Origin of the sequence: Cognatishimia sp. MH4019, assembly GCF_020177595.1 — a bacterium.
GTDB lineage: Bacteria > Pseudomonadota > Alphaproteobacteria > Rhodobacterales > Rhodobacteraceae > JAHTBL01.
On sequence record NZ_JAHTBL010000002.1, the window covers coordinates 55,171 to 68,383 of the forward strand.

General features: G+C 59.4%; 18 protein-coding genes. 14 read left to right on the plus strand and 4 right to left on the minus strand.

Features of this window, described 5'->3' with window-relative positions; all coding sequences use genetic code 11:
• The first annotated feature begins 10 nt into the window (after positions 1 to 10).
• Positions 11 to 1,852, plus strand: coding sequence for a Hint domain-containing protein (locus KUW67_RS03370; protein WP_224823871.1), 1,842 nt, complete (start codon positions 11 to 13; stop codon positions 1,850 to 1,852).
• On the opposite strand, the gene KUW67_RS03375 is transcribed toward KUW67_RS03370, so the two are convergent.
• Positions 1,841 to 2,341 (minus strand): ClbS/DfsB family four-helix bundle protein, encoded by a 501-nt coding sequence (locus tag KUW67_RS03375; protein WP_224823872.1) that lies wholly within the window; start codon positions 2,339 to 2,341, stop codon positions 1,841 to 1,843. The genes KUW67_RS03370 and KUW67_RS03375 overlap by 12 nt on opposite strands.
• A gap of 68 nt (positions 2,342 to 2,409) precedes the next feature.
• On the minus strand, positions 2,410 to 3,291 hold the full coding sequence (locus KUW67_RS03380) for a LysR family transcriptional regulator (protein ID WP_224823873.1): 882 nt from the start codon (positions 3,289 to 3,291) through the stop codon (positions 2,410 to 2,412).
• A 111-nt stretch (positions 3,292 to 3,402) separates the two neighbouring features.
• Here KUW67_RS03380 and KUW67_RS03385 point away from each other — a divergent pair, with 111 nt between their 5' ends.
• From KUW67_RS03385 to trmD, 12 genes are all read left to right on the plus strand, one after another.
• On the plus strand, positions 3,403 to 3,984 hold the full coding sequence (locus KUW67_RS03385) for an FMN-dependent NADH-azoreductase (RefSeq protein ID WP_224823874.1): 582 nt from the start codon (positions 3,403 to 3,405) through the stop codon (positions 3,982 to 3,984).
• A 67-nt stretch (positions 3,985 to 4,051) separates the two neighbouring features.
• Positions 4,052 to 4,537, plus strand: a complete 486-nt coding sequence (locus KUW67_RS03390) for a hypothetical protein (RefSeq protein WP_224823875.1) — start codon at positions 4,052 to 4,054, stop codon at positions 4,535 to 4,537.
• 162 nt (positions 4,538 to 4,699) lie between these two features.
• The gene (gene ffh / locus KUW67_RS03395) at positions 4,700 to 6,181 is read left to right on the plus strand and encodes a signal recognition particle protein (protein ID WP_224823876.1); all 1,482 of its coding nucleotides are present in this window, start codon (positions 4,700 to 4,702) and stop codon (positions 6,179 to 6,181) included.
• Positions 6,178 to 6,708 (plus strand): GNAT family N-acetyltransferase, encoded by a 531-nt coding sequence (locus tag KUW67_RS03400; protein WP_224823877.1) that lies wholly within the window; start codon positions 6,178 to 6,180, stop codon positions 6,706 to 6,708. Before ffh ends, KUW67_RS03400 begins: the two co-directional genes overlap by 4 nt.
• Complete coding sequence (locus tag KUW67_RS03405) at positions 6,708 to 7,214, plus strand: GNAT family N-acetyltransferase (RefSeq protein ID WP_224823878.1); 507 nt, start codon at positions 6,708 to 6,710, stop codon at positions 7,212 to 7,214. Before KUW67_RS03400 ends, KUW67_RS03405 begins: the two co-directional genes overlap by 1 nt.
• Entirely contained in the window at positions 7,214 to 7,813 is a 600-nt protein-coding gene (locus tag KUW67_RS03410) for a GNAT family N-acetyltransferase (RefSeq protein ID WP_224823879.1), read from the plus strand. The genes KUW67_RS03405 and KUW67_RS03410 overlap by 1 nt, the downstream gene beginning before the upstream one ends.
• On the plus strand, positions 7,806 to 8,102 hold the full coding sequence (locus KUW67_RS03415) for a chorismate mutase (RefSeq protein ID WP_224823880.1): 297 nt from the start codon (positions 7,806 to 7,808) through the stop codon (positions 8,100 to 8,102). The genes KUW67_RS03410 and KUW67_RS03415 overlap by 8 nt, the downstream gene beginning before the upstream one ends.
• 48 nt (positions 8,103 to 8,150) lie before the next feature.
• The gene (gene rpsP / locus KUW67_RS03420) at positions 8,151 to 8,582 is read left to right on the plus strand and encodes a 30S ribosomal protein S16 (RefSeq protein WP_224823881.1); all 432 of its coding nucleotides are present in this window, start codon (positions 8,151 to 8,153) and stop codon (positions 8,580 to 8,582) included.
• 15 nt (positions 8,583 to 8,597) lie between these two features.
• Positions 8,598 to 9,227, plus strand: coding sequence for a 5,6-dimethylbenzimidazole synthase (gene bluB / locus KUW67_RS03425; RefSeq protein WP_224823882.1), 630 nt, complete (start codon positions 8,598 to 8,600; stop codon positions 9,225 to 9,227).
• Positions 9,228 to 9,272: 45 nt separating this feature from the next.
• Complete coding sequence (rimM, locus tag KUW67_RS03430) at positions 9,273 to 9,776, plus strand: ribosome maturation factor RimM (RefSeq protein WP_224823883.1); 504 nt, start codon at positions 9,273 to 9,275, stop codon at positions 9,774 to 9,776.
• 32 nt (positions 9,777 to 9,808) lie between these two features.
• Positions 9,809 to 10,738: a phosphotransferase gene (locus KUW67_RS03435; protein ID WP_224823884.1), complete on the plus strand. Its 930-nt coding sequence runs from the start codon at positions 9,809 to 9,811 to the stop codon at positions 10,736 to 10,738.
• A gap of 57 nt (positions 10,739 to 10,795) precedes the next feature.
• Positions 10,796 to 11,584 carry a tRNA (guanosine(37)-N1)-methyltransferase TrmD gene (gene trmD / locus KUW67_RS03440; RefSeq protein ID WP_224823885.1) on the plus strand — a complete coding sequence of 263 codons (789 nt, stop codon included), beginning with the start codon at positions 10,796 to 10,798 and terminating at the stop codon, positions 11,582 to 11,584.
• 72 nt (positions 11,585 to 11,656) lie between these two features.
• Here trmD and KUW67_RS03445 read toward each other — a convergent pair whose 3' ends face one another.
• A complete protein-coding gene (locus KUW67_RS03445) occupies positions 11,657 to 11,827 on the minus strand; it encodes a hypothetical protein (protein WP_224823886.1) in 171 nt (56 codons plus the stop codon).
• A gap of 5 nt (positions 11,828 to 11,832) precedes the next feature.
• On the minus strand, positions 11,833 to 11,997 hold the full coding sequence (locus tag KUW67_RS03450; protein ID WP_224823887.1) for a hypothetical protein: 165 nt from the start codon (positions 11,995 to 11,997) through the stop codon (positions 11,833 to 11,835).
• A gap of 101 nt (positions 11,998 to 12,098) precedes the next feature.
• On the opposite strand from KUW67_RS03450, the gene KUW67_RS03455 reads away from it, so the two are divergent.
• Positions 12,099 to 12,977 carry a LysR family transcriptional regulator gene (locus tag KUW67_RS03455; RefSeq protein ID WP_224823888.1) on the plus strand — a complete coding sequence of 293 codons (879 nt, stop codon included), beginning with the start codon at positions 12,099 to 12,101 and terminating at the stop codon, positions 12,975 to 12,977.
• The last annotated feature ends 236 nt before the right edge of the window (positions 12,978 to 13,213 follow it).

The following is a 13,213-nucleotide window of genomic DNA, read 5'->3' on the forward strand; positions in this document are numbered from 1 at the left end:
TGGACGCAACATGGCCCAACGCACAGGCTACCGAATTTACTTTGATCAGGGCTACACCGGCGCGGATAGCGGCGACGGTGTCTCTGGCGGCTTGCAAACGCTGGATTTCGATCCAGCCGACTACAACCAGTCCGCCACAGGGACGGTCAATTACCCGAATACACTGGGCGACGTGTCAGGCGCTTTCTACTTCGTTGACGGGGATTACTACTTTGTGCCCGACAACGATGCCGGCTTCCCGCCGAATGAGGCCGGCACCGTGGTTAATACGAATTATAGCGGTGGAAATGGCGTCGTTGACGGCACCTCTGGCTCGGACATGATCGGCCCGCATATGACGTCGCAAGATGTCGACGGCGATGAGGTTGATGGTGCCGATGGCGATGACGACATCATTTATGCAGGCGGCGGGAATGATTGGGTTGATGGCGGCGAAGGCGATGACACGATTGATGCTGGCAGTGGCAGTGATTTTGTCGATGTCAGCGATGGTCAGGATAACATCAGCCTTGGGGAGGGCGCAGATCACGTTCAGATCATCGACAATCAAGGCCACGATACGCTGGATGGCGGCGCAGGCTATGATCGGCTCGATTTTGATCAATTTGATGGCTGGGACGTCACAATCTCGGAAGCGGGAACGGGCAGCTATACCAATGACTCTGGCGCGTCGGGTGATTTCACGAATTTCGAGCGGATCTCGGGCTCTAGCGGGGATGACACGTATGATGCATCCTCTGCGACGCAGAGCGTCGATATCGATTCTAGCGGCGGCGATGACACGGTTATCGGTGGCGCGGGCGATGACATTCTGGATGGCGAACACGGGTCCGACACGATCGAGGGCGGCGCAGGTCGCGATGCAATCGATGGCGGCACCGGGGATGACACACTGTCTGGCGGTGCAGGCGACGACACCTTAACCGGCGGTGCGGGTAACGACATTTTCGAATGGAACGTCGGCGACGGCAAGGATGTCATCACCGATTTTAACAGCGGCAATTCCGGCACGTTGGATGATGGCGACAGCACCAATAACGACTTTGTCGACTTGTCCGGCCACTATGACAGGCTTTCGGAACTATATGCCGACCACGCAGATGACGGCGTTCTGAACCAGTCCAACAGCACCGCCAATGGCGGCGATGTCGATTATTCGGACAACACCCAGTTCGGCAGCGGCTCCATGGAATTTCGGGGCGCCTCGGCTGACAGTTCCAGCTTCACACAAGAAAATACCGGCGTCGTCTGTTTCGCATCCGGCACATATATCCGCACCCCGCGTGGTGATGTGCCGATAGAGCATCTGCGCCCCGGTGATCTGGTTTGCACGCAGGATAATGGCCCACAGCCCCTGCGTTGGATCGCCAGTCGCGAGCTTGATCGCGCAGCGCTGAAAGCCGCTCCTCAGCACGCGCCAATACATATTGCCAAGGGCGTTCTGGGAACCAACCGCGCGATGCTCGTCTCCCCTCAGCATGGCTTGTTGGTGGGGCCAGACCATCTGATCCGGGCGAAACATCTGGCCGCGCATCTGCCGGGGGTGCGTATTGCACGGGGCAAAACCCATGTGCGCTACATCCATCTGCTGTTTGAGCGACATCAGATCATTTTTGCCGAAGGTGTGCCGACGGAAAATTTTTTCCCCGGTCCAATGGCCCTTTGCGCGCTTAGCAAACCTGCGCGGGCCGCGCTGTTCATCTTGCTTCCTGCGCTAAAGACAACCCATGCGCGCGACAGTTACGGCCCGACCGCGCGGCCTTTCCTAAAGCGGCGCGATCTGGAGGCTGACCCCACGTATTGGGCGGCCCTCACCAGGGCCCCCGCATCGGCAATCGCTTTACATGCGTGATGCGCGCAGCCTTGCGCGAATGAACTTTGCGGCAGACCGGAAATGGCTTGGCCCAGCGGCTTCGGCATAGCGGCCCATCGTCCATTTTCCGTTTCCGCCCGGCATTGGCCCTCCATAAAGCATGGCGTCATCCGAGGTTTCCAATGTCGCGACCAGGGCGGCCTTTCGGGCTTCTAGCAATGCAACCACATCGGACCATCCAAGGTTGGATTGATCCTGCCGGATTTTCGCGTTCAATTCCGGCAGCATGTTCCATTTATACCCCTCTGCGGGCATAAAGATCGGTCCGCCCGAAGCGCTCTGCGCGACCCATCCCAGATAGAGCTCGATCCACGCGGCGCGGTGGCCCAGCACGTCCTTGATCGTCGCACCTGCGTCATCCGGCGCGAGGGCAACATCTTCGGACACTTGCGCCAGACAGTTGGACAGTTTGCCCCATTCAGACTCGAGCACTGAGAGAAGATCGGTCTTGGTTGTGGCTGCTGGCATGTTCCTGCCCTCCTAACCGGACAGGTTAGGAGGCGATGCCCTTCACCGCTCTGATCTGGCTCAAAGGATCAAACGTGGTCCCAGGTTTTTGCGACATCCTTGATGTATTTCAGAAACGCTTGAACCTTCGGTGTGCGGTGCAGATCGACATGGGTCACCAGCCAGGTCGAGACCGCCCATTCCGGTAAAGGTGCCTTCACCTGCACCAGCTCCGGAAAGCGCGCGGCTTCCCAGACCGGTAGAAAGCCGATGCCAACGCCATTCAGGATCGCATCTTCCAGAACGCTGTCATCAGTGGCCGTAAAGACAATCCGGTCATCCGGCACGTTCTGGCGGAGCCAGCGATAGAACGGCGCGCGGATATCCTTGTTGTCATGGGTTACAAAATAGTGGTTCGCAAAGTCCTCGACCGACTCAGGCTTGCCGCGCGCTTCGATGTAGGCCGCATTGGCATAGAGACCGAAATTCTGCGGCACGAAAGGTTGCACCACATTGTCGGGCTGATCGGGGGCGTTGCCCAGCCGGATCGCCACATGCGCCTCACCATATTCCAGCCGGAACAGGCGTTCGCCCGTGAGCAGGCGCATGATGATTTTGGGATTCTGGCGCTGGAAATCAGTCAAGGCCGGGACCAGAAGGCCCGTGACACCGGACAGGGTGGTAATAACAAGTTCACCGCTCACATCATCGCCGCGGCCTTTGATGCGGCCCGACAGCTGGGTCAGTTGATCATCGGTGGCCTGGGCCACTTGCATCAGATCCATGCCCGCTTCGGTCGGAGTATAGCCGCGTGCGTGGCGCTGAAAGAGCTTGGCGCCCAGTCGCCCCTCCAGGCTGTCGATATGACGGATGACCGTGGCGTGATGCACACCCAACACGTCGGCGGCCCCGCTGACTGTGCCCATACGCGCGACCTGAAAGGCCGTTCTGATTTCGTCCCAGTTATCCATTCTCTCACCTGCTGTGCGCTCATAAACATACGCTGTTGATAGGGGCATATTGCGTTCGCCCATGCAAGGATCAACTCTGAGCGTAGACATCACAGTTTCTGGAGAAACCCCATGACCCGCACCGTTCTTCGCATCGACGCCTCAGCCCGCCGCACCGGCTCCATCACCCGCGATCTGAGTGATCGCATCATCAACCGTCTCGCGCCTGAGACGGTCATTACAAGGGATCTGACGGATGCTCTTCCGCAGATCGACGAAGATTGGATGGGTGCCAATTTCACACCCGCCGCCGAGCGCACCGCCGCACAGCAAGACAGTCTTGCCCTGTCGGACGCTCTGATTGACGAGATCAAACAAGCCGACACGCTGGTGATCGGCCTGCCCATCTACAACTTTTCGGTCCCAGCCGCTTTGAAGGCCTGGATTGACCAGATCGCCCGCGCCGGCGTGACCTTCCAGTATACAGAGAATGGCCCCAGAGGCCTGCTGGAAGACAAACGCGCGATCTTCGCCGTCGCCTCTGGCGGCACCGAGGTTGGGTCCGACATCGACTTTGCCACCGGCTACCTGCGCCACATCATGGGTTTCATCGGGATCTCGGACGTCGAGATTGTCCACGCTGATCGTATGGCTGTTGAGCCGGAAGAGACGTTGAAGGCTGCCCATGCGCAGGTGGAAGACCTGGCGGCTTGACGGAACCCGTGGAGGGCGCAAGCGCGTGCGCCCTCTTTTGGCCATTATGGGGCGGTAACAGAGCCCCATGAAAGTAACGCGCGATACACCCGAACAGCTTATTGTTGAACACAAGGCAAACGACGCAGCGCTGACCGCCGTCTTTTTCCCGATCATTCTTTGGTGTTTCTTTGTCCTTAAACGGCCACCATCGAGCGTCTTCGACGCTGTTCTTAACGTCGGCCTGGCGCTTTGCGGCGGCGTTATCTTCCTTTCAAAAGTCGAACGCAGTCAGCTCATTCTGGATCGGACCACAGGAACCGCGACTTTGCGACAGCGTGCCATTTTTGGGTATAATGAGATTATCCATGATCTTCGGGAAGTTTCGCACGCAAAGACGGAACCAGGTACCCATCCAAAACAGCGGTCTCACTACCGCCCTGTGATCGTGCTGGCAGAAAGTATGAGCGCTGGAAGTCATCCAATCACAAAGCGATATCATCAAGGCGTCGAGCCCCAGAAGATATCAATCGCCATAAACCGCTGGCTTGACTCGCACCGCCCAGCCACCTAAACGCCCCTTCATACCCGGAAGTATGCACATCTTCCGGTCCCTGCCTCTGAGCAGGGATCGCCATCCGTCAGCGCGTTGCGCCCACGGGTGCGTTTGTGCTTTGAGCCGTCCCTTCCTATTTTAGGGGCACCTGTTGAAGAAGGCCGAAGGAGGGCCGAGGGCATGTTTGAAAATTTATCCGAACGCCTCTCTGGCGTCTTTGACCGGCTGACGAAACAGGGCGCGCTGTCAGAGGATGACGTCAAAACCGCGCTCCGCGAAGTGCGTGTGGCGTTGCTGGAAGCGGACGTCTCGCTTCCCGTCGCGCGCGATTTCGTCAAGGTCGTGCAGGAAAAGGCGACTGGCCAAGCGGTGACGAAATCGGTCACGCCCGGCCAGCAGGTCGTCAAGATCGTGCATGATGCGCTGGTTGATACGCTGACCGGCGAAGGCGAACCGGGCGAGTTGAAAATCGACAACCCGCCTGCACCCATTTTGATGGTTGGTCTGCAGGGCTCCGGTAAGACGACGACAACCGCCAAGCTGGCGAAACGCCTGAAGGATCGCGACAACAAGCGGGTGCTGATGGCCTCGCTCGACACGAACCGCCCTGCAGCTATGGAGCAGTTGGCGATCCTCGGCACCCAGATCGGCGTCGATACGTTGCCGATTGTGAAGGGTGAGGACCCTGTTTCCATCGCCAAGCGCGCCAAGCAACAGGCGACGATGGGCGGCTATGACGTCTATATGCTGGATACCGCAGGCCGCCTGCATATCGATCAGGAACTGATCGCGCAGGCCGCCGCCGTGCGCGATGTGGCCAACCCCCGTGAGACGTTGCTGGTAGTTGATGGCCTGACCGGTCAGGACGCGGTGAACGTGGCCGAAGAGTTTGACGACAAGATCGGCGTCTCGGGCGTGGTCCTGACACGGATGGATGGCGACGGACGCGGTGGTGCCGCACTTTCGATGCGCGCTGTGACCGGCAAGCCGATCAAATATGTCGGCCTTGGCGAGAAGATGGACGCGATCGAGGAATTCCACCCCGAACGCATCGCGGGCCGCATCCTTGGCATGGGCGACATCATTTCACTGGTTGAAAAGGCGCAAGAAACCATCGAGGCCGAACAGGCCGAGCGCATGATGAAGCGCTTCCAGAAGGGTCAGTTCAACATGAACGACCTCAAGGGCCAGCTTGAGCAGATGATGAAGATGGGCGGCATGGAAGGCATCATGGGGATGATGCCAGGCATGGGCAAAATGGCCAAGCAGATGGAAAGCGCGGGCTTTGACGATAGCATCCTGCGCCGCCAGATCGCGCTGATCAATTCGATGACGAAGAAAGAGCGCGCCAACCCGCAGCTTCTGCAAGCCAGCCGCAAGAAGCGGATTGCCAAAGGTGCGGGGCTGGAAGTGTCAGAGCTGAACAAGCTGATGAAAATGCACCGTCAGATGTCCGACATGATGAAGAAAATGGGCAAGATGGGCAAAAAGGGCCTGCTCAAGGGCGCGATGGGCCAGATGTTTGGTAAAGGCGGCCCCTCTCAGGCAGAGATTGAAGCGGCACAGGCGCAGATGGGTGCGGGCAAGATGCCCGGCCTGCCCGGTCTTGGCGGCGGCGCAGGCCTGCCCCCCGGTCTTTCAGGCTTCGGCAAGAAGAAGTGACCGCAACACTCACCAATACCCCGGTCCTTGAGACCGAGCGCTTGATCCTGCGCGCCCCGATCCCGTCGGATGTAGCACCTTGGGTTGCGTTCTTATTGTCTGATCGTGGCATCTGGCATGGCGGCGGTCCAGAAAATGGCGAAGGCGGTGCATGGCGGGTCGCGGCAACCTTTGCAGGGCATTGGGTGCTGAATGGGTTCGGGCTGTTTGTAGCTGTGGATAAGGCGACTGGGCGTCCAGTTGCATCTGCGGGCCCTTACCATCCGCCTGATTTTCCTGAGATCGAGTTGGGCTGGTCTGTCTGGTCAGACGAAGATCAGGGCAAAGGTTATGCGTCTGAGGCTGCGAAGGCGATCATCGCGCATTGCCGAAATGATCTGCAGTTCCCCTCGCTGGTCAGCTATATCGCACCCGAGAACACACGCTCATGTGCGTTGGCAGAGCGGCTTGGCGCTGTGCTTGATACGTCAGCAAAACGCCCACATCCGGGCGATCTGGTCTACCGCCATTTCGGGGAGGTCGCGTGATGACCGTCGCCCCTACGATCACTACCGACCGCGTGATCCTGCGCGCCCATCGCGCCAGCGATATGGATGCGTTTTGGGACTTCTACCAGACAGCGCGGGCCGATTTCATGGACAAGCCCCAGAACCGCTCGCATCTGTGGTATGGCGTCATGGCCGAGATAGGATCGTGGGTTCTGCATGGCCATGGCGGCTGGGCAGTTGATCTGCATGATGGCACCATGATCGGGCAGGTCGCGATCCTGCAACCTCCGCATTTTACTGAGACCGAGTTGGGGTGGCTGCTGTTCGACGGCTATGAGGGCCAAGGTTACGCCTTTGAGGCGGCAGACGCCGCGCTGGGTTATGCGCGACAGACTCTGAAACCGGCCTCGCTTGTCAGCTATATTCACCGCGATAACACCCGCTCCAGACGGCTGGCGGAACGACTGGGTGCTGCGCCCGACCTACAAGCCAAAGCCCATGACGACGAAGATATCGTCTACCGCCATTTCGGGGAGGCCGCCTGATGCCCGCGATCCCCGTTCTGGAAACCAAGCGCCTTGTCCTGCGCGGCCCCGAGCCCGAGGATTACCCCGACTTCAAGGCGACCTTCTCCAGCTACCGCGCGCGGTTCATGGGCGGCCCATTGAACGCGTATGAGTCGTGGATGCTCTATGCGGCCGAGATCGGCCATTGGGCAATCCGCGGATACGGCATGTGGATGATCCACGACCGCGACACGGACGAGACCTACGGCATGGCCGGTGGCTGGAAGCCCGCGAAATGGCCCGAGGCCGAGATTGCGTGGATTATCTGGCCGGATGCTCAAGGTCACGGCTTTGCGCTGGAGGCGACACACACCGCGCGCAACTATTTCTATAACACCCTCGGGTGGGAGGGCGCTGTCAGCTACCTCGACCCGAAGAACCTCGACAGCATCCGGCTGGCCGAACGTCTTGGGGCGATCAAGGACAAGGACGCCCCCAGCGTTGATGGCAATGATGTTGTCTACCGTCATCCCAGCCCGGAAAAGCTGCGCGGCAGTCAGTTGGCCGACGGCATCGCGTTAGAGATTGAAAGTTACCAGAACCCGCTCTTTCAGCCGAAAGGATACGCCATTGACTGATGCCGTAACCCGCGCCGCCGAGATCCTGAAGGATCATCGCGACAGCATCGACCGCCTTGATGCGATCCTCGTCTACACGCTGGGCGAGCGGTTCAAGCACACGCAGGCTGTGGGCCGGCTCAAGGCCAAACACGCGCTGCCCCCCTCTGATCCCGACCGTGAAAGCAAACAGATCGCGCGGCTCGAAGATCTTGCCCACCGGGCCGATCTGGACCCGGAATTCGCCAAGAAATTTCTGAATTTTATCATTCAGGAAGTCATCCAACACCATGAACAACACCAATCGTAAGGTGGGTTTCAAACCCACCACACCAACGCCATTAAAGGAGAAACTCACATGGCTATGAAAATTCGTCTCGCCCGCGGCGGCTCGAAAAAGCGTCCCTTCTACCGCATCGTGGCTGCTGACAGCCGCATGCCCCGCGACGGTCGCTTCATCGAAAAGCTGGGCACCTACAACCCGCTGCTGCCCAAAGACAGCGAAGAGCGCGTGAAAATGGACATGGAGCGTGTGCAGCACTGGCTGGATCAGGGCGCTCAGCCCACCGACCGGATCGCACGTATGTTGGAGGCCGCGGGCACCCTGCCCAAGACCGAGCGGAACAACCCCAACAAAGCCAAGCCAGGCAAGAAAGCCCAAGAGCGCGCTGAAGAAAAAGCTGCCAAAGCTGCTGAAGCCGCCGAGGCTGCCGCTGCACCGGCTGAAGAGCCCGCAGTGGAAGAAGCACCCGCTGAAGAGGCTGCTACCGAAGAAGAAAAGTCCGAGTAATCGGGGAGACAGGGGGTGCACAGCTTCCCCCAGTCTTTTCGGGACGAGCTTTCAGAGCTTATGAGGTGGCGGCGCGATGTGCGCCGCTTCCGCACCGATCCCGTTGAGCAGGCCGTTCTGGACCGCTGCCTTGCCAGCTTTGCCTGCGCCCCATCCGTAGGCCTGTCCGAGCCATGGCGCTTGGTGCAACTCACCTCGCCCGAGGCGCGTGCAAAAGCCCTCGCCAATTACCAAGACGCCAATGCTGACGCCCTTAAAGGCTATTCCGGCGATCAGGCGACGCGCTATGCGACGCTGAAATTGTCGGGCATGGCAGAAGCCCCCATCCAATTCGCGATCTACTGCGACGAGGCGACCGACAAGGGCGCTGGCCTTGGGGCCGCAACCATGCCCGAGGCGCGCCGCTATTCCGTCGTCGGTGCGATCATGCAGTTCTGGCTGACCGCGCGCGCCGAAGGACTTGGCGTGGGCTGGGTCTCTGTCCTTGATCCGGCGCGGTTGAACGCGGACCTCGATGTACCGCCTGACTGGCACCTCGTCGCCTATCTGTGCGTCGGCTGGCCCGAAGCCACGAGCGACACGCCAGAACTGGAAACGCTGGGCTGGGAGGCGCGTGCGGCCGCCCTTCCCCTCGAAACGCGCTAGAAATTGCGCGCACGACCCGCTACCCCAATACAAACGGAGAACAACATGTCAGAGCGTATTTGTGTTGGTGCCATCGCCGGGTCCTACGGGGTCAAGGGCGAAGTGCGCCTGAAAAGCTTCTGCGCTGAACCCGCCGCGATTGAAGATTATGACCTGACGACCGAAGATGGCAGTCGTGCGTTCAACGTCACGCTAACCCGCGCGATCAAGAACGGCTTTGTCGCCGATATGACCGGTGTGCAGACCAAAGAGCAGGCCGACGCATTGAAGGGCACACGGCTCTATGCGACCCGCGATCAACTGCCTGAATTGCCCGATGACGAGTATTATCACAATGATCTCATCGGCTTGGCGGTGTTCGACACCGGCGGCACTCAGATCGGTACTGTCAAATCCGTGATGAACCATGGCGCCGCGGATCTTCTGGAAATCCACGGAGCCCAGCTGAAAGACACGGTCCTTTTGCCCTTCACGCTGGAGGCTGTGCCGACCGTCGATCTGAGCGCAGGCCGCATCATCGCCGACCCACCCGAAGGACTGATCGACTGAGCAGCGATCCCCCATATCGCGCGGCTCAAGCGGTGCTGTCGCGCTATGCGCAAACCACCGGAGATACCCGGCCCTACGACTTGGTTCATCTGGCAAATTCCAGTGTAAACCCAGAAGCTCGATCGGTTTTTCGGCTGCGCCACGCGGATGGTGATCTGGCACTAAAGCTCGATCTGGACGGGTTGGAAACCGACCGTCCAGCGCGCGAATACAACACGTTGGTGCGCCTCGCACCGGCCTTCGCAAAGACGCCGCATGTAGGCTTGATCGACCCTGTCTGGGTCGATCCCGATGGTCTCGCCCTTCTGACAAAGTTTGTCACTGGACCAACCGCCTTGCAAGCCGCGACCGATGATCCAACGGCTGAGAACCTGACCGTTCTGGGGCGCAAAGGGGCGCAATTTCTCAACGTGTTGCACAAGGCCGAACCGGCAGAAGAGATCGGCTATTGGCCCGATTGGGTGGTCAAACGGCTTACCAATCTGGCTTCAAAGACCGGAAGCTGCGCCCCTCAGATCGGGGCCTCTGCCTGCCGAAAGCTGATCCAGTCGTTTCGCAAACTGAGTGATGCCAACCGCCGCGTTGCCTGTATGAAAATGCTGGCGCATGGGGACTTTCATGGCGGCAATCTTATCATCTCGGAGACGGCGGCGACGGGCCTCGACATGACCGAAATCCGACACAAGCTGGGGCTTTATGATACCGTGGACTATCTGACCTCACTGGATATCCAGCGGCCCGATCTGGAAGAGCCGCTGAGCGATCTGGGTGTGCATCCTGCGCTTGATGAGGCATTCACCGAAACCTACACACACCCGCTGCCCCGCGATGTCCTGCGCTGTGCGATGTTGGGCAAGTGGTTGATCCTGGCCTTCAAGATCACAGAAGCGCGTCACGCAGCATCCCGGTTTCAGCGTGTCAAACTGATCCGGCTGCGCAACCGTCTTGCACGTATGACATGAGCCTCTGAAAGCACGCGGAATTGCAATGACCAGGCAATCTGCGTATCTGGCAACACTATGAGCACGCCTACAAAATCCCACGGTCGCAAGACGATCCAATCAACCCTGCAACCGCGCGAGTTGATGACCCATCGCCCGCAGCTCAAAGGCGCGTGGATGGCGAAGGTCATCACGCTCTTTCCCGGCGCATTTCCGGGGCTGCTGGGTGAAAGCCTGACGGGTAAGGCGCTGAAAGACGGGCTGTGGCAGTTGGAAACCGTCGATCTGCGAATGTTCGGAGACGGCAAGCACCGCAATGTCGATGACACGCCCTCTGGCGGCGGCGCGGGCATGGTGATCCGACCCGACGTGCTGGGCCGCGCGATTGAGCATGCCGTCAAAGGGCCGCCGCGTCCGCTGATTTACCTCTCGCCGCGCGGCAAGCCGTTTACGCAAGCGATGGCGCAATCGCTGTCTGAGACGCCGGGTGTTACCCTGATCTGCGGACGGTTTGAGGGGGTCGACCAGCGGGTGATCGACCATTACCAGATCACCGAAGTGTCGCTGGGTGATTTCGTCATGACCGGTGGGGAGATTGCCGCACAAGCGATGATCGACGCGACGGTTCGGTTGCTGCCCGGTGTCCTGGGCAATGACGAGAGCGCAACTGAAGAAAGCTTCTCGGACGGGTTGCTGGAACATCCGCAATATACACGTCCTGCGGAGTGGAACGGACACACGATCCCCGAGGTTCTGACATCGGGAAATCACGCAAAAGTGGCCGAGTGGCGCCAGAAAGAGGCCGAACGGCTTACCGCCGAACGACGCCCCGACTTGTGGGAGGCCTATAAGGCCCGCAAAAGATAAAAAGGGCGGGTCCGAAGACCCGCCAGACAAGCGCTCAGGGGGCGCTTGATAAGACCAACAGGGAGTGTGGTCTTATTCCGTATCCGCCCAGGATAGATCGCGTTTGGTGTTGAACCGCCGCTCGGCCAGCCGATGCGGAAGCTCCATCCGAGGCGCGTAATGGTTGTAGGACCCATGCTCTGGCCGCGGGCGGGGGTTCGCGCCCATCGGACGCACCCAGCGCAAGTTCAGAAAGCCAAACATGGCGCTCACCACAGGTCGCGCTGACGGTCCAGACGGAACGGGCGCTCGTTCTCAAGGCGCGCGCGGCGCAACATTTGGTTATGGGCATGTTGGTCTTTTATCCGCTCATCGACATCGTCGCGTCTTTGACGGGTTGCGGTCATCAGGGCATCTGCAATGATTGTAAGCATGACTATTCCTTTCGTTGCGTTTGAAAAAGAAATACGCATGTTGTGCTGGTTTTCCTAATCAGCAATACTTTCCATATGTAAGCTCAACTAACAGGTAAGATATGGACTGGCGTCATGTCCCCTCCCTCTCGGCCTTGCGTGCGTTCGAAGCTGCGGCCCGGCTGACCAACTATTCCGCCGCCGCGCGGGAACTGAACGTGACCCATGCCGCCATCGCGCAGCATGTGCGCCGTCTGGAAGACCACTTCGGTCTCAGCCTGATGCAACGCGACGGGCAGACCATGCAGCCAACCCCAGAGGGGCAGCGCCTGTCACGCAGCCTCAGCACGGCTTTCGGCCAGATTGCCGAGATCAGCGAGGATCTGATTGCGCAGGATACGGATCGCCCGTTGCGGATTGCCACGACGCCTAGTTTTGCGGAGTACTGGCTGATGCCTCGGATTGGGGCGTTTTGGGCCGCCAACCCGGAGATCCGCGTCGAGATTGCCCCGTCAGGGGATTTGGTGGATCTGCGCGCCGATGGCTTTGATCTTGCGATCCGGTATGGTCGGGGGGCCTGGCCCGGATTGAATACAGAACGTCTGGAATCCGCAGGCCATGTTGTTGTGGCCGCCCCGTCTGTGGTTGGCAGCAACTACGTCGGGTGTATGACAGACCTCGAGGACCAGCATTGGCTGATCACCGGGACAAGCACGGAAGAACGGGTCTGGCTGAAGGCAAATGGCCTTGATCTGTCGAAATGCAGGGTTACGCAGATGGATGTGACAGCACTTTCACTGCAAGCTGTCCGCGCAGGGCATGGGATCACCATTGTTCCGCGCGCGGTTGCAATCGGCGACATCGAGAACGGGACCCTCATCGCGCTTTGCGAAGAAATCGATAGCGATCTGGGCTATCACATCCTGACCCGGCCCGACCGCGTCTCACCACAGTTGAAGACCTTTATCGCATGGCTCCGAAAACAACGCGAAACCCCTTGATCGCTTGAGCCAAAGGGCCTATACGCCCCCAATCCGCCGCTGGGAAACTCGCGTGCGGATTCGTTTGTTTTGGCCGCAGCGGGGCTTGCCCGCCTGAAATGGGGTCAAACGCGGACGCAAAAAGGAATGACGTGCTGATCTCTGGCGGGCACTGCGGTGGACCCGGAACAAGACCAAGAGCTCTGAGCGCGCGCACATCTTCGCGGATCAACCGTGAGCATTAATGGAGACTAGCG

What these genes read in the sequence shown, in the direction of transcription:
- KUW67_RS03370 (WP_224823871.1), top strand. Translation starts at nt 11, where the DNA reads ATGGCCCAACGCACAGGCTACCGAATTTACTTTGATCAGGGCTACACC.
- KUW67_RS03375 (WP_224823872.1), bottom strand. Translation starts at nt 2,341, where the DNA reads ATGCCAGCAGCCACAACCAAGACCGATCTTCTCTCAGTGCTCGAGTCT.
- KUW67_RS03380 (WP_224823873.1), bottom strand. Translation starts at nt 3,291, where the DNA reads ATGGATAACTGGGACGAAATCAGAACGGCCTTTCAGGTCGCGCGTATG.
- KUW67_RS03385 (WP_224823874.1), top strand. Translation starts at nt 3,403, where the DNA reads ATGACCCGCACCGTTCTTCGCATCGACGCCTCAGCCCGCCGCACCGGC.
- KUW67_RS03390 (WP_224823875.1), top strand. Translation starts at nt 4,052, where the DNA reads ATGAAAGTAACGCGCGATACACCCGAACAGCTTATTGTTGAACACAAG.
- ffh (WP_224823876.1), top strand. Translation starts at nt 4,700, where the DNA reads ATGTTTGAAAATTTATCCGAACGCCTCTCTGGCGTCTTTGACCGGCTG.
- KUW67_RS03405 (WP_224823878.1), top strand. Translation starts at nt 6,708, where the DNA reads ATGACCGTCGCCCCTACGATCACTACCGACCGCGTGATCCTGCGCGCC.
- KUW67_RS03410 (WP_224823879.1), top strand. Translation starts at nt 7,214, where the DNA reads ATGCCCGCGATCCCCGTTCTGGAAACCAAGCGCCTTGTCCTGCGCGGC.
- rpsP (WP_224823881.1), top strand. Translation starts at nt 8,151, where the DNA reads ATGGCTATGAAAATTCGTCTCGCCCGCGGCGGCTCGAAAAAGCGTCCC.
- rimM (WP_224823883.1), top strand. Translation starts at nt 9,273, where the DNA reads ATGTCAGAGCGTATTTGTGTTGGTGCCATCGCCGGGTCCTACGGGGTC.
- trmD (WP_224823885.1), top strand. Translation starts at nt 10,796, where the DNA reads ATGAGCACGCCTACAAAATCCCACGGTCGCAAGACGATCCAATCAACC.
- KUW67_RS03445 (WP_224823886.1), bottom strand. Translation starts at nt 11,827, where the DNA reads ATGTTTGGCTTTCTGAACTTGCGCTGGGTGCGTCCGATGGGCGCGAAC.
- KUW67_RS03450 (WP_224823887.1), bottom strand. Translation starts at nt 11,997, where the DNA reads ATGCTTACAATCATTGCAGATGCCCTGATGACCGCAACCCGTCAAAGA.
- KUW67_RS03455 (WP_224823888.1), top strand. Translation starts at nt 12,099, where the DNA reads ATGGACTGGCGTCATGTCCCCTCCCTCTCGGCCTTGCGTGCGTTCGAA.